The 18,133-nt window shown below is 56.3% G+C and carries 20 protein-coding genes; 14 read left to right on the top strand and 6 right to left on the bottom strand.

What is annotated here, in order from left to right; translation table 11 throughout:
- Position 1: 1 nt before the first annotated feature.
- The 3 genes from ACRBB0_RS20825 (at position 2) to ACRBB0_RS20815 (ending at position 2,891) form a co-directional block, all read left to right on the top strand.
- Positions 2–190, top strand: coding sequence for a DUF2065 family protein (locus ACRBB0_RS20825; RefSeq protein WP_431376390.1), 189 nt, complete (start codon positions 2–4; stop codon positions 188–190).
- 156 nt (positions 191–346) lie between these two features.
- Positions 347–1,240: a RadC family protein gene (gene radC / locus ACRBB0_RS20820; RefSeq protein WP_431376389.1), complete on the top strand. Its 894-nt coding sequence runs from the start codon at positions 347–349 to the stop codon at positions 1,238–1,240.
- 142 nt (positions 1,241–1,382) lie between these two features.
- Complete coding sequence (locus ACRBB0_RS20815; protein ID WP_431376427.1) at positions 1,383–2,891, top strand: Do family serine endopeptidase; 1,509 nt, start codon at positions 1,383–1,385, stop codon at positions 2,889–2,891.
- 293 nt (positions 2,892–3,184) lie between these two features.
- Here ACRBB0_RS20815 and ACRBB0_RS20810 read toward each other — a convergent pair whose 3' ends face one another.
- The gene (locus tag ACRBB0_RS20810) at positions 3,185–3,700 is read right to left on the bottom strand and encodes a peptidoglycan-binding domain-containing protein (protein WP_431376388.1); all 516 of its coding nucleotides are present in this window, start codon (positions 3,698–3,700) and stop codon (positions 3,185–3,187) included.
- A 55-nt stretch (positions 3,701–3,755) separates the two neighbouring features.
- A complete protein-coding gene (locus ACRBB0_RS20805) occupies positions 3,756–4,124 on the bottom strand; it encodes an OB-fold nucleic acid binding domain-containing protein (RefSeq protein WP_431376387.1) in 369 nt (122 codons plus the stop codon).
- A 136-nt stretch (positions 4,125–4,260) separates the two neighbouring features.
- Here ACRBB0_RS20805 and ACRBB0_RS20800 point away from each other — a divergent pair, with 136 nt between their 5' ends.
- The 4 genes from ACRBB0_RS20800 (at position 4,261) to ACRBB0_RS20785 (ending at position 8,162) form a co-directional block, all read left to right on the top strand.
- Positions 4,261–4,584: a 2Fe-2S iron-sulfur cluster-binding protein gene (locus ACRBB0_RS20800; protein WP_431376386.1), complete on the top strand. Its 324-nt coding sequence runs from the start codon at positions 4,261–4,263 to the stop codon at positions 4,582–4,584.
- A 65-nt stretch (positions 4,585–4,649) separates the two neighbouring features.
- A complete protein-coding gene (locus ACRBB0_RS20795) occupies positions 4,650–5,375 on the top strand; it encodes a VCBS repeat-containing protein (protein ID WP_431376385.1) in 726 nt (241 codons plus the stop codon).
- 112 nt (positions 5,376–5,487) lie between these two features.
- Positions 5,488–6,300: a TIGR00282 family metallophosphoesterase gene (locus ACRBB0_RS20790; RefSeq protein ID WP_431376384.1), complete on the top strand. Its 813-nt coding sequence runs from the start codon at positions 5,488–5,490 to the stop codon at positions 6,298–6,300.
- A gap of 83 nt (positions 6,301–6,383) precedes the next feature.
- The gene (locus ACRBB0_RS20785) at positions 6,384–8,162 is read left to right on the top strand and encodes an SLC13 family permease (RefSeq protein WP_431376383.1); all 1,779 of its coding nucleotides are present in this window, start codon (positions 6,384–6,386) and stop codon (positions 8,160–8,162) included.
- 131 nt (positions 8,163–8,293) lie between these two features.
- Here ACRBB0_RS20785 and ACRBB0_RS20780 read toward each other — a convergent pair whose 3' ends face one another.
- Positions 8,294–9,028, bottom strand: a complete 735-nt coding sequence (locus ACRBB0_RS20780; RefSeq protein WP_431376382.1) for a glutamine amidotransferase — start codon at positions 9,026–9,028, stop codon at positions 8,294–8,296.
- Between the two features lie 151 nt (positions 9,029–9,179).
- Between ACRBB0_RS20780 and ACRBB0_RS20775 the strand changes: the two genes are divergently transcribed.
- Entirely contained in the window at positions 9,180–9,920 is a 741-nt protein-coding gene (locus tag ACRBB0_RS20775; protein ID WP_431376381.1) for a YebC/PmpR family DNA-binding transcriptional regulator, read from the top strand.
- 137 nt (positions 9,921–10,057) lie between these two features.
- Here ACRBB0_RS20775 and ACRBB0_RS20770 read toward each other — a convergent pair whose 3' ends face one another.
- Both ACRBB0_RS20770 and ACRBB0_RS20765 read right to left on the bottom strand, forming a co-directional pair.
- Positions 10,058–11,071, bottom strand: coding sequence for an alpha/beta fold hydrolase (locus tag ACRBB0_RS20770; protein ID WP_431376380.1), 1,014 nt, complete (start codon positions 11,069–11,071; stop codon positions 10,058–10,060).
- A gap of 559 nt (positions 11,072–11,630) precedes the next feature.
- On the bottom strand, positions 11,631–11,975 hold the full coding sequence (locus tag ACRBB0_RS20765) for an SH3 domain-containing protein (RefSeq protein ID WP_431376379.1): 345 nt from the start codon (positions 11,973–11,975) through the stop codon (positions 11,631–11,633).
- A gap of 106 nt (positions 11,976–12,081) precedes the next feature.
- Here ACRBB0_RS20765 and ACRBB0_RS20760 point away from each other — a divergent pair, with 106 nt between their 5' ends.
- On the top strand, positions 12,082–12,906 hold the full coding sequence (locus ACRBB0_RS20760; RefSeq protein ID WP_431376378.1) for a hypothetical protein: 825 nt from the start codon (positions 12,082–12,084) through the stop codon (positions 12,904–12,906).
- Here ACRBB0_RS20760 and ACRBB0_RS20755 read toward each other — a convergent pair.
- Entirely contained in the window at positions 12,897–13,778 is an 882-nt protein-coding gene (locus ACRBB0_RS20755) for a LysR family transcriptional regulator ArgP (protein ID WP_431376377.1), read from the bottom strand. The two genes, ACRBB0_RS20760 and ACRBB0_RS20755, sit on opposite strands and share 10 nt — an antisense overlap.
- 87 nt (positions 13,779–13,865) lie before the next feature.
- On the opposite strand from ACRBB0_RS20755, the gene ACRBB0_RS20750 reads away from it, so the two are divergent.
- The 5 genes from ACRBB0_RS20750 (at position 13,866) to betC (ending at position 18,115) form a co-directional block, all read left to right on the top strand.
- Entirely contained in the window at positions 13,866–14,459 is a 594-nt protein-coding gene (locus ACRBB0_RS20750; protein ID WP_431376376.1) for a LysE/ArgO family amino acid transporter, read from the top strand.
- 91 nt (positions 14,460–14,550) lie between these two features.
- A complete protein-coding gene (locus ACRBB0_RS20745; protein WP_431376375.1) occupies positions 14,551–15,444 on the top strand; it encodes a DMT family transporter in 894 nt (297 codons plus the stop codon).
- Positions 15,445–15,576: 132 nt separating this feature from the next.
- Entirely contained in the window at positions 15,577–15,756 is a 180-nt protein-coding gene (locus ACRBB0_RS20740; protein WP_431376374.1) for a hypothetical protein, read from the top strand.
- 284 nt (positions 15,757–16,040) lie between these two features.
- Positions 16,041–16,613, top strand: coding sequence for a transcriptional regulator BetI (gene betI / locus ACRBB0_RS20735; RefSeq protein WP_431376373.1), 573 nt, complete (start codon positions 16,041–16,043; stop codon positions 16,611–16,613).
- Positions 16,610–18,115: a choline-sulfatase gene (gene betC / locus ACRBB0_RS20730; protein ID WP_431376372.1), complete on the top strand. Its 1,506-nt coding sequence runs from the start codon at positions 16,610–16,612 to the stop codon at positions 18,113–18,115. The genes betI and betC overlap by 4 nt, the downstream gene beginning before the upstream one ends.
- Positions 18,116–18,133 lie beyond the last annotated feature (18 nt).

Here is an 18,133-nt window from a genome sequence, read left to right as displayed (position 1 = left end):
CATGGGCTGGAGTGAAATATTAACGGGGATTGGAATGCTCCTCGTGATTGAGGGGCTGGTGTACGCACTGGCCCCTTCGCTTGTGGAGCGCCTGCTTGAGACGCTGCGCGACATGCCGCTTGAGATGCGGCGCAATCTGGGGGTGGCGGCCATTGCGGCCGGGCTGGCGATTTTGTGGCTGGTGACCTGAGGCAACACAGAAAATTGGTTCTGAGACGTTAATCATTTGATAACCGAGCTTCTTGCATGATCCGTTTGGAATTGTGCAAGAACCAATGGGGCTGAGATGATAACAGGTCTGCCAGAGCACGTTGTCAAACACCTAAAGGCGTCAAAGCAAAAGCTTTTGAAAAGTCCGAAAAAACCGTCTGGGTTTGGCGAAAAACCTGCCCGTGGCTGGGAGCAATCCGCCGAAGCGATGCGCGGTTTGCAAGAGCTTGAGGCGCGGCTTCCTCCTCCTGATATTGAAACCAAGTCCGCCTTTGCCCCTTCATATGCGCCCAACCCGAAACTGTCGCATGATAATGCTGCCGGGGGGGGGCTTGTGCGCGATGATCGGGGCAACATGGTGCCAAGCTATTGGGGGCACAGACGACGTCTTAGGGACCGGTTCCTGTCTGGTGGACACGAGCCGATGCCAGAATATGAGCTGTTGGAGCTGTTGCTGTTCAATGCCATCGAACGGATTGACGTTAAGCCGCTTGCGAAACGGCTGTTGGCAGCCTTTGGCGATCTGAACGGTGTGGTTGCCGCGCCAAGGCAGCTTTTGCTGCAGGTCGAGGGCGCGACGGAAAAGGTGTTTTTGCAATTGCGCATTGCCGAAGCCTTTGCCCATCGTATGAGCCAAGCGCGCATGATGGATCGCGATGTTCTTTCCTCGTCAGAAGCGCTTCTGAAATATTGTAAAACCCGGATGGCGCATCGGGATACGGAACAGTTCCGGGTGATCTATCTTGACCGTAAAAACATGGTGATCGCCGATGAATCGCAGGGCGAAGGCACGGTTGATCATGTGCCCGTTTACCCGCGTGAGGTCATCAAACGGGCGTTTGAACTCAATGCGACGGCGATGATCCTGGTGCACAATCACCCGTCTGGTGATCCGACGCCAAGCGAAGCGGATATCATTATGACGGACGAGCTGGTCGACGTGTGCAAAGTGGTGGGCCTGTCCATTCACGACCATCTGGTCATCGGTAAAGAACGCGATTTCTCGTTCCGTGGGGAGGGGCTTATTTGACCTGAGCGGGCGCGCAGGTGCTTGCGACAATCCGCTCACTCGCCCTTCACAATCTCTTGAGGTCAGGTTTTCCCGTCTTTGGTGTTGCGCAAGAGCACCTATCTTTGTCACACTGACGAAAAGCAGGAGGCATATGCAGAAAATGCAGCAAACCCTGAAAAAATCGACAAGGAGTGCCAAGTTGAAATCCCAAACCCTCGCTTTGACCAAGGAAGACGTGACGCCGCTACGGCTGTTTTGGCTGACGACGTTATCAATGGTTTTGATCTTGTCGCAGTCCCTTATGGCAAGCGCGCGCGGAGCCCCCGAGAGCTTTGCCGATTTGGCCGAGCGCATCAGCCCATCGGTGGTGAATATCACCACATCAACAGTGGTCGAAGGACGTGCCGGCCCACAGGGGATCGTTCCCGAAGGCTCGCCCTTTGAAGATTTCTTTCGTGAGTTTCAGGATCGCGGCGGCGAAGACGGTGATCGCCCGCGTCGCAGCTCTGCGCTTGGCTCCGGTTTTGTCATTTCCGAAGACGGCTATGTTGTGACAAACAACCACGTCATCGAAGGCGCAGATGAGATTCTGATCGAATTTTTCGAAGGCTTTGAATTGCCCGCGAAACTGATCGGTACGGATCCAAATACTGACATTGCGCTTCTTAAGGTTGAAGCCGAAGAACCACTGAAATTTGTCAATTTCGGTGATAGTGATACAGGTCGTGTTGGCGATTGGGTTATGGCCATGGGCAACCCCTTGGGGCAGGGCTTTTCGGTATCCGCCGGGATCGTGTCCGCCCGAAATCGGGCGCTGAGCGGCACCTATGATGACTATATTCAAACCGATGCGGCGATTAACCGGGGCAACTCGGGTGGTCCGCTGTTCAACATGGACGGCGATGTGATCGGTGTGAACACCGCGATCCTGTCGCCCAATGGTGGCTCGATCGGGATTGGCTTTTCGATGGCGTCCAATGTTGTGACCAAGGTCGTTGATCAGCTGAAAGAGTTCGGTGAAACACGTCGCGGCTGGCTTGGTGTGCGCATTCAGGATGTAACTGACGACGTTGCGGAAGCCTTGGATCTCGAAGATGCGAAGGGCGCGCTGGTTTCTGATGTGCCGGATGGGCCCGCCAAGGATGGTGGCGTTCTGGCCGGTGATGTGATCATCAGTTTTGATGGCATTGCGGTTGAAAACACCCGCCAACTGGTGCGTGTGGTTGCAAATGCGCCAGTGGGGGCCACGGTTCGTGTTGTGGTAAATCGCGCTGGGGAGACCCAAACGCTCAAGATCACTTTGGGCCGTCGCGAAGAGGCCGAAGGTGCGGCAGCCCCTGCCGAGACTGTTGAGCCAGAAGCGCCGTCCAAGCTTGAACTGATGGGACTGACCCTAAGCCCGCTGACGGCTGATATTCGTGCTGAATTGCAGTTAGGCGATGAGGCCACCGGTTTGGCTGTGCTTGCTGTTGATGAAGCCTCTGTTGCGTTTGAAAAAGGTTTGCGCGCCGGTGATTTGATCACGGAAGCTGGGCAAACATCGGTCGCAACGCTTGAGGATCTGCAAGCTCGGATCGAAGAAGCCAAAGAGGGTGGTCGCAAGTCGATCTTGCTTTTGGTGCGTCGCGCCGGTGATCCGCGCTTTGTGGCGCTTGGCCTCGAAGAATAAAACTTGTCACCACGACGGTTTGAAAAGGCACCCCTCGGGGTGCCTTTTTATTTGGTGTGTCTGTATTTGGTTGGGGTTTCTCTCAGATCGTGTCCGCGAGAGAAAGATGCCGCGATGCACAAGCCCCGTATGGGAGGACAGGTTTTGATTGTCATGATCCCGCGCGGGCTGATCTGGGTAAGCTTGTCCTAGGTTTTGCGAACCATGCCTTGGCTGGGGGCAAAGGCGGTTTGTCGTGCCGGGTATGCAAAGGGCGGATGTGCGCGCCGTGCGGGTCTTACCGGTAACTCAGGTCAGAGCAGGCTTCGGTCAATGGCCTCGAGGCCCAATGTGCGCGCGGTTTCGAGAGACAGTTGCCCGCTGTCCAAACCGCGTTCGCTTTGGAACTTGCGGATGGCTGCGGTGGTTGGGGCGTCGATCTGGCCGGTAACATTGCCGTGGAAATACCCGCGTGCCGCCAGGGCGCGCTGGGTTGAAGCGATGAATTCCGGGGTCATTTGATGGCCGCACATGGCCTCAAACTTCATCTCACCGCGCGGTGTGACAATGCGGGGCACCGGGGCTTTACGATAAATGGGCGGGCGGATCACGGTGCCATCCTCGGCGATTTCGGCTTGAACCACCTGCACTTCGCCCATGACTTGTTCATAGACGGCGGGGGTGATTTCACGGGCCCAGCAGGAGCCGCTTTGGTCTGGTGTTGCCATGGGGGGCGGGCCGACAGGCGTGGCGGCACGGGTCACGGGCTGCGATGTGCTACATGCAGCCAAAAGCGCCATCGCGAATAGCGGTGCGGTAAATTTGATCACTCTGCTCGGGCCTCTTGTCGTGCCATTATTGGCCGTGCCTTTGTTGAAAGGAACGTTAGCCGGTTTTGTCGATTTGGCCAAGCTTTGGGTCCAAAAGCAGGTCAAGCATGTGGGAAATATCTTCGATTGTGTCCGCAATGACATGGGTGACGCCATTATCACGCTGAATACGGCCGGTGACGCGCAGCATGCGACCTGCGATCACGGCACGGCGAAAGGCTTCGTACATTTTGCGCCAGACGATGATGTTGACGATGCCGGTTTCATCCTCAAGCGTCAGAAAGATCACGCCGTTGGCGGTGCCGGGGCGTTGGCGCAGGATCACCAGCCCAGCCACAGTGATACGCGCGCCATTTGGTGGTTCGACCAAACGGCAGGCTTGGAGGGCTGAGGGGGGCAGGGGCCATGGGCAGCTGTGCGTCATTCGAACAAATATAGAACATGCGCCGTGTGATGCAAGTTTCTACACCCTGCGACATCACAGTGCCGCAAAAGGGGCTGGCAGAGCTTTAACTGGCGCACTAGATATGGGCGCAAATGTTTATTGGAGAACGGTGAAGATGGCGAAAATCACCTATGTCGAGCACAACGGAACCAAGCACGAGGTCGAAGTGGCCAACGGGCTGACCGTCATGGAAGGCGCACGTGACAATGGCGTGCCGGGCATTGAAGCGGATTGTGGCGGGGCCTGTGCCTGTTCAACATGCCACGTCTATGTTGATCCGGCTTGGGTCGAAAAGGTTCCGGCCAAGGATGACATGGAAGAAGACATGTTGGATTTTGCCTTCGAGCCGGACCCAGCGCGCTCGCGCCTGACCTGCCAGATCAAAGTGACCGACGATCTGGATGGTTTGGTTGTGCAACTGCCCGAAAAGCAAATCTGATGTTGAGAAGGGCGCCGCGTCTCTTGCTGCGCCCTTGGCGACGCTTTTTGCGCGGCGCGTTGCTTATGTCGAGCTTGTCTCTGGCTGGGGCAGCTGCGGCGGACACGATCTCGCACGCTTATTTTGAAGAGCCCACGGCGCGATACGCTCATGGTGTACTTGGCGATGATATTGAGTATAGCGCCTTAGTGATCCGGGCGCTGGACAACGAGCGGTCTAAATTATTGGTGACCAAACCCGTTATTCGTACGAAAGAGATCACGGTTCGGTTGCCGGTAGACCATGTTTTTGAAGATATAGCACCGCGCATCATAACGCTCACGACACGATTTGGAACCGAGCATGCGGTGATGGTGGTCGAAACCGACGTCCGGCTTGGGGCGCAATTGGCGTTGTATTCAAGTACTGGTCGGAAACTGGCCGCAACGCCGCATATTGGACAACGCAACCGTTGGTTGGCTCCTATTGGAGCGGCTGATCTGGACGGGGATGGCAATATCGAGATTGCTTATGTTGACCGGCCGCATTTGGCTAAGGTGATGCGGGTTTGGCGGTTTGAGAATGGCAAATTGACGGAAGTGGCCAGTGCCAGCGGTTTTAGCAATCACCAGATCGGTTGGGATTACATCGAGGGCGGCCTGCGTGACTGCGGACGCGGGCCTGAGATGATTGTCGCGTCGGGGGATTGGCGCGAGCTGCGCGCGGTGCGCTTTGACGGCAAGAACCTGCACAGCAAACGCATCGGGGCCTACAGTTCCGCTGCGATGCAACAGGCAATGGCTTGTAAGTAGACGCCGGGCTGGCGCTCAGGCTGCGCCTATCGCCCCGCCCACCGTCCCGTAATTGTCGCAGATGTGATCGCGCCCCTTTGCTTTCCGCGCATTTGGCGCTAGGGCAGGACTTATGCGAATTCTCTTTCTAGGCGATGTGATGGGCCGCGCCGGGCGCGCCGCTATCACCGAAAAACTCTCCCAGCTGCGTGATGACTGGCGGCTGGATTTTGTTGTGGTCAATGGCGAGAACGCCTCGAACGGCATGGGCCTGTCGGGTGAGCATGCCAAACTTATTCTGGATGCGGGGGCCGATGTGGTCACGCTTGGGGATCATGCCTTTGACCAAAAGGATATGCTCAGCTTTATCGAAACCGAACCACGGGTGTTGCGGCCGATAAACTTTGCCAAGAGCGCTCCGGGGCGCGGGGTTGGGCTTTTCAATGATCGGCGTGGGCGCAAGGTTCTGGTCAGCCAGGTTTTGGGGCAGGTGTTTATGAAACGCGCCTATGACGATCCGTTTTCCGCCATGGATGATGTGTTTCGCCGCCACCCTTTGGGCGGCCAAGCGCAGGCCATTTTGGTGGACATGCATTGCGAAGCGACCTCTGAGAAAATGGGTATGGGCCATTTTTGCGATGGCAAAGCCAGCTTGGTTGTCGGGACGCATACACATGTCCCAACGGGGGATGCGCAAATTCTTCCGGGCGGAACAGCATATATGACCGATGCCGGTATGTGTGGTGATTACAATTCGGTCATTGGCATGGAAAAGGCGGAACCCATGCGCCGCTTTGTCACCGGAATGGTGAAGGGGCGCTTTACACCGGCAACGGGAGAGGCAACCTTGTCAGGCGTTGTGGTTGAAACCGATGATCGCAGCGGCAAGGCGACATCCATCACCCCCGTCCGACACGGTGGGCGTTTGCAACCCTCGGGGCTTTGAGCGGCGGAACGACGCAAGTCGGGCTTGTTCCCAGCGCGCGGGTCAGCCAGAATGCCATTGGTTGAGGGAAAAAAGAGCAGATAATGCAACTGATTGAACTAAGCCAATCCGGGCAAGCCGGGGTTGCGATTGCGGTTGTGGTCGTGATGTTTGCGCTGTTTTTGCGGGACGTCTACCCCACCGAAGTGACCGCATTGGGCGGGGTCGCGGTTCTTTTGGCATCGGGTGTTTTGCCCTACGACGACGCGTTGGCGGTTTTGTCGAACCCCGCTCCTTGGACCATCGCGGGCATGTTCATTGTCATGGGGGCCTTGGTGCGCACCGGGGCCTTGGATGCCTTTACCAGCTTTGCACAGGCGCAAGTCTTGGTGCATCCACGTGCGGCCATGGCCGCGATTTTGGCTGTGGTCGTTGTGGCATCGGCCTTTATGAACAACACCCCCGTTGTTGTGGTTATGTTGCCAGTTTTTGTGCAATTGGCCAAAGCTTTGGGGGTTGCGCCCTCAAAACTGCTTATCCCGCTAAGTTATGCGGCCATTCTTGGGGGGACGCTGACCCTGATCGGGACGTCTACCAATTTGCTTGTAGATGGGGTTGCCCGCACCCAAGGGCTTGAGCCCTTTACGATTTTTGAGGTCACGCCGCTGGCCGTTATTTTGATTGCTTTTGGCATGACCTATCTTGCGGTTGTCGGGCGCTACCTTTTGCCGGACCGCCATTCGATGGCTGGAATGCTGTCTGATCGCTCTCAAATGAAGTTTTTCACCGAAGCCGTGGTGCCACCTGATTCGAATTTGATCGGGCGCGATGTTCTTGGGGTGCAGTTGTTCAAACGCGATGGGGTGCGCCTTATCGACGTGATCCGAGGGGACGAATCCTTGCGGCGCAACCTCAAAGAGGTGTCTTTGCAGGTCGGGGATCGTGTGGTTTTGCGCACCCAAATGACCGAACTCTTGTCCCTCCAGCGCAACAAATCTTTGAAGCGGGTTGATCAGGTTTCTGCAAAAGAAACCACGACTGTTGAGGTTCTCATTTCGCCCGGTTGCAAAATGATTGGCCGAAGCCTTGGTGCTTTGCGTCTGCGCCGCCGCTATGGCGTGTACACTCTGGCCGTGCATCGCCGGAACCAGAATATTGGCCGCCAGTTGGATCAATTGGTGGTGCGTGTCGGTGATACCTTGTTGCTTGAAGGCAACCCGGAAGACATTCAGCGCCTGGCTGAAGACATGGCCCTTGTGGACGTGTCACGCCCGTCCGCCAAAGCGTTCCGCCGTGGGCATGCCCCTGTCGCTTTGTTGGCTTTGGCCGGGATTGTGACGCTGTCGGCGCTGGGCATGGCGAAAATCCTGCCTTTGACGATCATTGCGGTCGCACTTGTCTTGTTGGCGCGATGTATTGATGCCGACGAAGCTTTCTCTTTTATCGAAGGGCGGTTGCTTGCGCTGATCTTTTCGATGCTGGCAATTGGTGCGGCCTTGCAGGCGTCGGGGGCCGTGTCGATGATTGTTGAAACCGTCGCCCCATACCTGATTGGATTGCCGCCATTTGCTTTGATCTGGGCGGTCTATCTGTTGACCTCGGTCTTGACCGAAGCCGTTAGCAACAATGCGGTCGCGGTGGTGGTCACCCCCATCGCAATTTCCTTGGCAGCCGCCATTGGTGTTGATCCGCGTCCTTTGGTTGTGGCCGTTATGGTTGCCGCATCCTGTAGCTTTGCAACGCCGATCGGCTATCAGACCAACACGCTGGTCTATGGTCCCGGCGGCTACAAATTCACGGATTTTGTCAAAGTCGGCCTTCCCCTCAATATCGGTATTGGATTGCTGTCTTCGGTGCTCATCCCCTTCTTTTGGCCCCTGTGATCCACTGAGCCCGCAGTAACCGCTGTCGCAGTCACTGCGCGATACTCTGCGCGAACGCCGATCTGCTTGTGCGCTCTCTTAGGCGCAAAATCTAAGGGGCAGGGCAATGGCCGCAAGGGGCCGTCGCGCGGTTAACCGTAGCGCGCGACAAACGCAGATAAAATCCGCTCTGGTGAGGTAACGTCGGCAGAATGGCACATCTCGATCAAACGGTCCGCGTCCTCGGGGGCAAAATAGCCCTTGTGGCGATAAAACTTGATACGCGTCTCAAACTCCGCCCCATCTGCTTCGGGGTGAAATTGGGTTGCATACACGTTTTGCCCATAGCGGATCATCTGATACGGGCAGGGCTCGGAGGAGAGCAGCTGAACCGCCCCGTGCGGCAGATGTTGCAGCGCCTCTTTGTGGCCGACAAAAGCGTCAAACGCCTCGGGCAAGCCATCCAATAGTGGATCGGCGCGGCCGTCTTGTGTCATGATGCAGGTGGTCGGCCCCACAGGCTCACCATACTTGGCCTTGGACACGTCAGCGCCAAGATGATGCCCGAGTATGCCAATACCATAGCAACAGCCCATAAAGGGCAGGTCATCACGGGTGATCTGGGGCATCATAGCCAAACAGGCGGCTTCAATACGTGCCTCAACTGGGGTTTTGTCTTCTGGCGCGTCAGACACGCACCCCGGACCACCGCCGACAATGACACCTGCATAGTCGTGCAAATCCAATCCTTTGGGCAGGTCTTGGCGGTCCAGGCAAATCCGATGGACGCGGGCCGCGTCTAGCCCGCTTTTGTCGAGAATGGCGCGAAATTCGCTGTCGCTGACTTCGGCTTCTGGGCGCAATTGCAAAAGGAGAAATTTTGACATGCCGCATCGCCTAACGCAGGCACCGCGTCTTGCCAAGCCCTGACGCGCGAAACGCAGTCGCGAACACAGGGTGTGGAAACCCATCTTGGAAACCTAGGCCCAATACCTTATAGACTGCGCCAATCAAGGCGATCAGATACGAGGCGACACCATGGCCGGCCATTCCAAATGGGCAAACATTCAGCACCGCAAAGGCCGTCAGGACAAATTGCGGGCCAAGCTGTTTTCGAAGCTTTCCAAAGAAATTACCATCGCAGCCAAGATGGGCGACCCCGACCCAGAGAAAAACCCGCGTTTGCGTTTGGCTGTCAAAGAAGCCAAAGGGCAATCTATGCCCAAGGATAATATCGAACGCGCGATCAAGAAGTCGGTCGCGGGTGAGGGGGATGATTACGAAGAAATCCGCTATGAAGGTTATGGCCCCAATGGGGTTGCCGTGATCGTTGAAGCGTTGACCGACAATCGCAATCGGACCGCATCAACCGTGCGGTCAACCTTCGCAAAAACCGGCGGCAATCTTGGTGAAACTGGCTCGGTCGGGTTCATGTTCGACCGCGTTGGCGAGGTTATCTACGCCGCCTCAGTTGGCGACAATGACGCCGTTATGGAAGCCGCGATCGAAGCGGGGGCCGAGGATGTCGAGAGCTCAGAAGACGGTCATGTCATCTATTGCGCAGACACGGATTTGAACGAGGTGTCCACTGCGCTCGAAGCGGCGTTGGGTGAATCTGAATCAACGAAATTGATCTGGAAACCAACCACGACCACCGAGTTGGACCTAGAGGGGATGCAGTCTTTGATGCGTCTGATTGATGCCTTGGAAGACGATGATGATGTTCAGCGTGTCACGGCCAATTTCGAGGCCTCGGATGAGGTGATGGAACAGCTGTAATAAGCTGCTCCAACAATTTGAAAAGGCTCCGAATTTTCGGGGCCTTTTTGTTTTTACCATCTTTGCCAAGTGTTACGGTGGTGCCGTTTCCTAACGCTTCCAACCCGGCATATTCACTGGGTTGGCCGGTTTCGACGTTATGTGTCGTGATCCTGAGCAAGCGTGTTTTTAAAGAAGCGGGTCAAGTGTTGGGCCGTCTGTGTCGGCACTTCTTCGGGAAGAAAATGCCCGCATGGCAGCGGATGCGCCTCTAGGGTCTCGGCATAGCGCGACCAAACCTCTGGCACGTCATAGAGCGTGCCGACAACGCCGTTTTCACCCCATAAAACCTGAGCGGGCATCTGAAGCTTTGTTCCGCCGTCGGCGGCGTCATGGTCCAGGTCTATCGTGGCCGAGGCCCGGTAGTCTTCGCAGGTGGCATGGATGCAATCGGTTTCGCGAAAACAGCGCAGGTAGTCAGCGACGGCCTCAGGGGCGAAAGCCGATGGCATGCCCCGGCTCCAAGCATTGAGTTTGCTGGTTAAGTAGAATTCGGGGTTCTGCCCAATCAACGTTTCGGGCAAGGGTGCTGGCTGGATCAAAAAGAACCAGTGATAATAGGACGATGCAAATTTCATGTTGGTTTGGGCATACATGTATTCGGTCGGTGCAATGTCCAAAAACGAGACCGCCAAGACACGATCACCGTGATCACGGGCCAAGCGATGGGCCACGCGCGCGCCGCGATCATGCCCCGCAACACCAAAACAAGAGTGGCCAAGCTCTGTCATCAGCTCGGTCATATCCTGCGCCATGGCGCGTTTCGAATAGGGGGCATGGGTGTCATCAGAGGCGGGTTTGTCGCTGTCGCCATAGCCGCGCAGATCGGGTAAAATGACACGAAACCCAGCTGTGACCAGATCGGGGGCCACTTTGTGCCAACATAGATGGGTTTGCAGATAGCCATGAAGCAGTAACAGTGCCGGACCATCGCCCGCTTGCCTAACCCGCAATGTGATGCCCGATGGCACTGTGATCCGATGATCGTCAAACCCGTCTAACACGGCACCCTCCCGTTTGGTGTCAGGCTGGCATCCAAGACGCGCCTTGGCAAGAGGGCGGTCAGGTGTGGGGGCAGTTGTGGGGGGCAGGCCATTGACTTTGATGGCCATGCCGAACTCACAGGTGGCAGCACATCATAGATCAAAGCAACGACAGGCAGCAGCCCCCCGGTTTTGTCATGTTCTGCCGCATGTTTGGCGGGTCTTTCAATGGCGAGATGTTATCGTCGGGTAAATATGCGCCAATGACAAACAATGCGGGCCACGGGCGTGTTTCACCCAATCCGCGCGCCATGTGAGGCGTGCTTTTCTGACCGCTTGTGAATTGCGGTGATGGCACTTAGCCCCCCGGCCGCGCTGTGTCGCCCGTTGATAAGCCCGTTGATACAGGCAAGGAAGGCATGGCGGACCGGTCGCTCATGCCCTTTCGGATACCGGCTTGGCAGAGCCTGGGGGCAACGGAAACTGATGTAGCCCCCGAATGCGGAGATCTTTGTGGGGAGTTTGCGGGCCTAACGACAGGGGCATTGGGGATGGCTTGGGCTGGACTGTCGTGTTCCGGCTCTCCCGCCTGAGAGAGCGATAGACGTCATAGGAAATGGCCCGCCCCCTTAGGGCAGGCCAACAGGGTCATTGATCCGGTCACGAGCGATGAGAAATGGGCAAAAACCTATGGGCAAACGCCGCCGATATCCAAGTATTTACCATATACCCAGCCATTGGGGTTTGGTTGGCCCCATAGTGGTCTGGTGCAGGTGCCTGACATGCATTGTACGTGGTACCAGCTTCCTGAGCGGTCCCAGACCGCAACCTCATCGCCGCGGTATACTTCGCCAAGCTGTTGGTATTTCGAACCCGGTCCTGTGCGCACTGCCAAAAAGCCATTGCCCTGAGCATGGTTGTATTGGCTGATCGGTCGCACACCGGTGACATAGCCCGTGCAATCCCCGGCGAAGGCCGTTGTTGCGGCGGAACCAATAAGCGTGATTGCGGCCAGAGTTATCAGGTGTTTCATGGGTCATTCCCCTTTGCTGTTACCGCCGGGGCATCAGGGCGCGATGCCCCGACGCAAGCGATATTAAGCCGTTGGGCGTGATCTGTCGTTGATGTGGGTCAGGTCGATGGCAGATGTGCCACGGGCCGGGTCTCGATGGCTTGCCCCTTTGGGGTGGCTGGCCTATTCACAAGGCATGCTGTTTCGCGCCATCGTTTTGCTGACCCTTGTCGTTGCCTTATCCGTTGCAGCGACCTTTTATTTTGGCAACGAAGTTTTAATCGCGGTCGGTTTGATCGCGGTTCAGTTGAAAATCATCTTCAAATCGGCGATGGGACTCAAGTTGCCGGTGTTTGTCCTTTGGTTGAAAACCCACTCGGCGGCGTTTTTCAAAATTGAGCTGATCAAGAAATGGATCATGTCGACCCTGATGCCGATGGTGTTGGGCAAGGCCGTGTTGCGGCGGCTGGCTGGGCTGTTCAGCGGCTATATTGAAGCTGTCCAAGAGCGATATGCCCGGATGATAGCGTGGTATCAAAGCCTGTCTGGGATCGAAAAGCTGATATCCGGTTTGATCCTGATTTTTGCGGCGCTGGCGCTTTCGGTCAGTACGGTGGGGCTGTGGCTGATTTTGTTCTCGGTGCAATTGCCGCTTTGGATTGTCGCCGGGGCGGCGGCCTTTGGGCGGATGGCCTGGGTGAGTTTGCAAAAGATGGTGTTCAAAGCCGTGGCGTTTTTGCAATTGGGGTTGCTGTGGAAGGGCCTTCAAAAGCTGTTGCCTGAACGGGTGCTGAAACGCAAACGCGCCTTTGATTACCGCGTGGCGCGGGCGGTTATTCGGCGCAGGCGGATGACGGTGCGCCAATTGGCCGATCGCAAAGAAAGCCTGCCGTTTCGCATGGGCCTGATGGTGGATTACCTGTTTGGGACCGGAAAATCCGATCAGGGTTGAACCAGAACAGTCTGGGCGGTTTGCAACACGGCTTGGGTGACCGGTGTGAGGGCCGGGGCCAAAACGCGACTGACCTGCCAAACGAGCGGAACATCCCAGGTTGCGTCGCCATTGATTGGCACCAAGGTTCCGGTCTGCAAGGCGGTTTTGACCAAGAGTTCGGGGTTCATGCCCCACCCGATCCCGGCGATGGCAGCGTCGACAAAGGCTTGGGTTGAGGGCAGGTAATGGCAGGGCGGCGCGGCGCGCGGGGCCCCTTGGGCGGTGATCCAATCACGCTGCAACCCGTCTTTGGCATCGAACACCAGATTGGGTGCCTTGGCCAATGTGGCGGGGGTGACCCCAGAGCTAAACCATCTTTGATGAAAGTCGGGTGATGCCGTTGCAACATACCTCAGCGCGCCAAGCGCATAGGCATCACAGCCGGGAATGTTTGGAACCGTCGTAATGGCGGCACTAACTGCGCCGCGTTTGAGCCAATCTGCACTGTAATCCTGATCGTCGATTTCCAGATCAAATAAGATGTCAGGCACCTGTGCCATAGCAGGCACAAACCAAGTCGCGAGACTGTCTGCGTTGATTGCGATACGCTGATGCCGCTGGCTGCCATCGCCATCCAATTGCAGATCGCGGGTCAACGCGTTTTCCAACAGGCCAATATCTTCCGCATGTTTGGCGATGCGCAGCCCGTGTGGCGTGGCCGTACAGGGGCTGGTGCGGTTGACCAGCGTGGTGCCAACGCGTTCCTCTAACGCTTTGATCCGTTGCGAAATAGCCGAGGGGGTCACATGCAGCGCGTTGGCCGCGGCGTCAAAACTGCCGTGTCGCAAAACCGCGGATAACGCCGCGAGATGATGAGGGTCAAAGTGCATTAGAAAGCCTAACTTGAGTGTAGTATCTTTAATTTGATTGCAGGTTGGCCCTGGCGTAGTCAAGCCTCGGGACGACAGGAGACGAAGATGACCACCTATTTTGCCGGATTTGCGCTTGGCTTTACCTTGATATTGGCGATTGGCGCGCAAAATGCGTTTGTGCTGCGCCAAGGCTTGATGCGCCAGCATGTGTTGGCGGTGGTTCTGGTATGCGGGATCTCTGATGCGGTCCTGATTGCAGCCGGTGTGGCCGGTTTTGGGGCTTTGGCCCAAGCTGTGCCGGGTCTGGAATGGGGCATGCGGGTGTTTGGGGCTGCGTTTCTGATGTGGTACGGGCTTCGAACCCTGTGGGGGGCGTGGAAGGGGGGACATGTGATGCAAGCGGGCGAAAAAGCCGGTAGCCTGCGTCTCGCTGTTCTGACTTGTTTGGCCCTGACATGGCTTAACCCACATGTCTATTTGGATACGGTTGTTTTGTTGGGGTCGGTTTCTGCGCAATATGAGGACCGGTTGGGATTTGGACTTGGCGCAGCATCCGCCAGTTTCGTGTTCTTCTTTAGCTTGGGCTATGGCGCACGCCTTTTGGCTCCGGTCTTTGCAAAACCAAGCGCATGGCGGGTTTTGGATTTGGGGGTGGGGGTGACCATGCTTTTGATCGCTGTGGGTCTTTTGGCCGGGTAGGGCGCTTTGGCCTTAGGGGGGAACCCAAGGTTTTTGAGGCGGCACGACAGGCGAGCCTTGTGCCTGATTGTGAATGGGTTAAGTATTTCGCATGGATCAATCTCGCCCGAGTGTCGGTATCTTTTGGATGGTTGTGACAGGGCTTTGCTTTGTCGCCGTGACTGCCTTGGTCAAAACCCTGCATGGGCGGGTGCCCGCGCCCGAAGCCGCGTTTTTGCGGTATGTGTTGGGGTTGGTGTTTTTGATCCCGCTGTGGCGTGAGCTGAGAGACTTTCGACCAACATCGCGGCAATGGAAACTGTTTGCCGTGCGCGGTGTGTTTCAGTCGCTGGGCGTGGCGTTTTGGTTTTTTGCCATGACGCGAATCCCGTTGGCGGAAGTGACGTCGATGAACTACCTCAACCCGATCTTTGTGACCCTGTTGGCGGTTTTGCTCTTGGGGGAAAAGCTGGCGATGCGGCGGATTTTGGCGATCATCGTGGCGATGATTGGCGCTCTGATCATATTGCGACCGGGATTTCGCGAACTTGATCCGGGGCACTTTGCCATGCTGATCACCGCAAGTTGTTTTGCCGCGTCCTATTTGATTGCGAAAATCCTGTCAGCCGAGGTCAGCCCGGCGATGGTCGTCGCGACAATGTCTGTGTCTGTTACCATTGGTCTTGCACCGATGGCGATCCCGGTTTGGGTGTGGCCGAGCCTTTGGGACGTAGGGATTTTATTCCTGGTGGCGTGCTTTGCTACGGGCGGGCATTACGCGATGACACTGGCGTTCAAAGCCGCACCTTTGACCGTGACACAGCCGGTGACTTTTCTGCAATTGGTCTGGTCTGTCTCGATCGGTGCGCTGTTGTTTGATGAAGGAATTGACCCATGGGTCATCTCGGGCGGCGGTTTGATTATGAGCGCGGTGGTCTTTATCACTTGGCGTGAAGCTGTCTTGAACCGGCGTATCACGCCCGGTGTGGTGGAAACGAAACATTAGCAGCGCGGCGATTGTCTCCATTTCGTTAAAAATCCATGTATTGGCCGCACTTGTGCCCAAGTCTCTAAGGAATTTGTCAACCATCGGAAGTTAACGTGAACGATGGAGAGAGAGATGTTTGCGGAGAATAAATTGACTGAGAATATGCATGAGATCGAGGCCTTCTTGCTCAAAGAACGGGCCAAAGTGTTGTCAGAAGCCGAATGGCGTTTCCGGATGCGTGGCTATGGTTATAACCTGCGTCGCACCCATGATGGCGTCGAAGTTGCTCGCCTTCCACAAAACAAAGTGCTGGGCACATTTGAAATGTGATGGCTTTGTGATGGTATCGCTGGGCCGGTTTTGGCCTGGGTATTGCTGCACTGAAGTGTTTAAGATGATTCTGGCCCGGTGGGCCAAGTCGAAGGGTGCCACGTCATAGTGTTGACTGCGCATCTGAGGGAGCACCTGGATTTTTGGGAATGCGTCTAGGAAGCGACCTTTATTGACCTAAATGCGACCCCTTCCAAGCGGGGGGCATGGCCGGGGTTTCCCGCCATATTGCTGTAGATGGATTTTGATTGACTTGTCAGTCAATAACCGGCAGCAATTCTTGTATGCCTAAGATTGGACAAGAACCAAAACGACGCGCCGCGCTGGTGGCTGCCACGGTCGAAGAGATCGGGGCCGCTGGATCGCTAGAGGTGACCGTCGGACAAATCGCCAAACGTGCCGGAATGTCGAGCGCGTTGGCCCATCATTACTTTGGCGGCAAAGCCCAGATTTTTCTGGCGGCGATGCGCCATATTCTGACCGAATATTCCCGTGATGTGCGTCTTGCGCTGGGCCGTGCGACACCGGGACGGCGGCTTGAAGCGATCATTGAGGGGAGCTTTGATCCCAACTGTTTTGATCCCGCGGCGATTTCGGCATGGCTCAATTTCTACAGCTTTGCGCAGCGCGATACTGAGGCGGCGCGCCTATTGAGGGTCTATCAGCGCCGTTTGCATAGCAATTTGGTGCATGCATTGCGGGGACGTTGCGCCGACCCCGAGACGGTCGCGCACATCATTGCGGCGCAAATCGATGGTGTCTATTTGCGCGCAGCGCTTGATGGCGGCGACATAACAGGCGCGTCAGAACAGGTGAAAACGGTTGCCAAGGCCTTGATGCAGGACAAGCTGATATGAGCCCCAACATCCTGATAATCATGGTGGATCAGTTAAACGGAACTTTGTTTCCCGATGGTCCGGCGGATTGGTTGCATACACCACATCTCAAAGCCTTGGCCGCGCGGTCGTCGCGTTTTGTGAACAGTTACACGGCCAGCCCATTATGTGCGCCGGGTCGTGCGAGCTTTATGTCCGGGCAATTGCCGAGCCAGACGCGGGTTTATGACAATGCCGCCGAATTCGCGAGCGACATTCCCACCTATGCCCATCACTTGCGTCGTGCCGGGTATTACACCTGCTTGTCCGGCAAAATGCATTTTGTGGGCCCTGATCAATTGCATGGGTTTGAGGACCGACTGACCACGGATATCTATCCTGCCGATTTCGGCTGGACCCCAGATTACCGCAAACCGGGCGAGCGGATTGATTGGTGGTATCACAACATGGGCTCGGTCACGGGGGCCGGTGTGGCAGAGATCAGCAATCAGATGGAGTATGACGACGAAGTCGCGCATTTCGCCAAGATGAAGATCTATGATTTGGCGCGGGCCAAGGAAGATCGGCCTTGGTGCGTTACCGCGAGTTTTACCCATCCGCATGATCCTTACGTGGCGCGCAAGAAATACTGGGATTTGTATGAGGATTGCGACCATCTGGACCCAAGTGTTGCGTCGATGGGCTATGACAATCACGATCCGCATTCCAAGCGCATTTTTGATGCCAATGACTGGCGGTCCTTTGACGTAACGCCGCAAAATGTGCGCAGGGCGCGGCAAGCCTATTTCGCCAATATCTCGTATCTTGATGATAAGGTCGGTGAGCTCTTGGCGGTGCTGGAAGAGACGCGGCAAGAGGCGGTGGTGGTCTTTGTGTCCGATCACGGGGATATGCTGGGGGAGCGCGGGCTCTGGTACAAGATGTCCTTTTTTGAGGGATCGTCACGGGTGCCGATGATGATTGCGCTGCCAGATGGGCAGGGGCAACGCATCGCTGCGCCGGTTTCAACGATTGATTTATGTCCAACTCTGGCCGATTTGGCAGGGGTTGATATGGGCGAGGTGGCACCTTGGACCAGTGGCGAAAGTCTTGTTCCGGTGATGAACGGGGCCGAGCGCACAGAACCGGTTGCGATGGAATATGCGGCGGAAGCATCCTATGCGCCCTTGGTGTGTCTGCGCTATGGGAAGTGGAAATACATCGCTTGTTCGCTGGATCCAGAGCAGTTGTTTGATCTGGATGCCGACCCGCATGAATTGACCAATCTGGCTGACAACCCGGCTCATGCGGGCACTGTCGAGGCGATGCGGGCCAAGGCCGAGACACGCTGGGACCTTTCACGGTTTGACACCGAGGTGCGCCACTCGCAGGCGCGGCGTTTGGTGGTGTATGAGGCGTTGCGGCAGGGCGGGTATTATCCGTGGGATTACCAACCGCTGCAAAAAGCTTCGGAGCGCTATATGCGCAACCATATGGATTTGAATGACCTTGAGGAAAACCAACGCTTTCCGAGGGGGGAGTGACCATGGCGATGTTGTGCC

Origin of the sequence: Pelagimonas sp., assembly GCF_050633425.1 — a bacterium.
Lineage (GTDB): Bacteria > Pseudomonadota > Alphaproteobacteria > Rhodobacterales > Rhodobacteraceae > Pelagimonas.
Note: the sequence above shows the minus strand (reverse complement) of the source record. Positions and strands in the feature narration are given on the sequence as shown.

Bases quoted from the DNA above. Each gene is read 5' to 3' on its own strand.
- ACRBB0_RS20770 (WP_431376380.1), bottom strand. From the start codon at position 11,071: ATGGCCATCAAAGTCAATGGCCTGCCCCCCACAACTGCCCCCACACCT.
- betC (WP_431376372.1), top strand. From the start codon at position 16,610: ATGAGCCCCAACATCCTGATAATCATGGTGGATCAGTTAAACGGAACT.
- ACRBB0_RS20790 (WP_431376384.1), top strand. From the start codon at position 5,488: ATGCGAATTCTCTTTCTAGGCGATGTGATGGGCCGCGCCGGGCGCGCC.
- ACRBB0_RS20765 (WP_431376379.1), bottom strand. From the start codon at position 11,975: ATGAAACACCTGATAACTCTGGCCGCAATCACGCTTATTGGTTCCGCC.
- ACRBB0_RS20760 (WP_431376378.1), top strand. From the start codon at position 12,082: ATGGCAGATGTGCCACGGGCCGGGTCTCGATGGCTTGCCCCTTTGGGG.
- ACRBB0_RS20815 (WP_431376427.1), top strand. From the start codon at position 1,383: ATGCAGCAAACCCTGAAAAAATCGACAAGGAGTGCCAAGTTGAAATCC.
- ACRBB0_RS20800 (WP_431376386.1), top strand. From the start codon at position 4,261: ATGGCGAAAATCACCTATGTCGAGCACAACGGAACCAAGCACGAGGTC.
- betI (WP_431376373.1), top strand. From the start codon at position 16,041: ATGCCTAAGATTGGACAAGAACCAAAACGACGCGCCGCGCTGGTGGCT.
- ACRBB0_RS20825 (WP_431376390.1), top strand. From the start codon at position 2: ATGGGCTGGAGTGAAATATTAACGGGGATTGGAATGCTCCTCGTGATT.
- ACRBB0_RS20780 (WP_431376382.1), bottom strand. From the start codon at position 9,028: ATGTCAAAATTTCTCCTTTTGCAATTGCGCCCAGAAGCCGAAGTCAGC.
- ACRBB0_RS20755 (WP_431376377.1), bottom strand. From the start codon at position 13,778: ATGCACTTTGACCCTCATCATCTCGCGGCGTTATCCGCGGTTTTGCGA.
- ACRBB0_RS20750 (WP_431376376.1), top strand. From the start codon at position 13,866: ATGACCACCTATTTTGCCGGATTTGCGCTTGGCTTTACCTTGATATTG.
- ACRBB0_RS20805 (WP_431376387.1), bottom strand. From the start codon at position 4,124: ATGACGCACAGCTGCCCATGGCCCCTGCCCCCCTCAGCCCTCCAAGCC.
- ACRBB0_RS20795 (WP_431376385.1), top strand. From the start codon at position 4,650: ATGTCGAGCTTGTCTCTGGCTGGGGCAGCTGCGGCGGACACGATCTCG.
- ACRBB0_RS20745 (WP_431376375.1), top strand. From the start codon at position 14,551: ATGGATCAATCTCGCCCGAGTGTCGGTATCTTTTGGATGGTTGTGACA.
- ACRBB0_RS20775 (WP_431376381.1), top strand. From the start codon at position 9,180: ATGGCCGGCCATTCCAAATGGGCAAACATTCAGCACCGCAAAGGCCGT.
- ACRBB0_RS20785 (WP_431376383.1), top strand. From the start codon at position 6,384: ATGCAACTGATTGAACTAAGCCAATCCGGGCAAGCCGGGGTTGCGATT.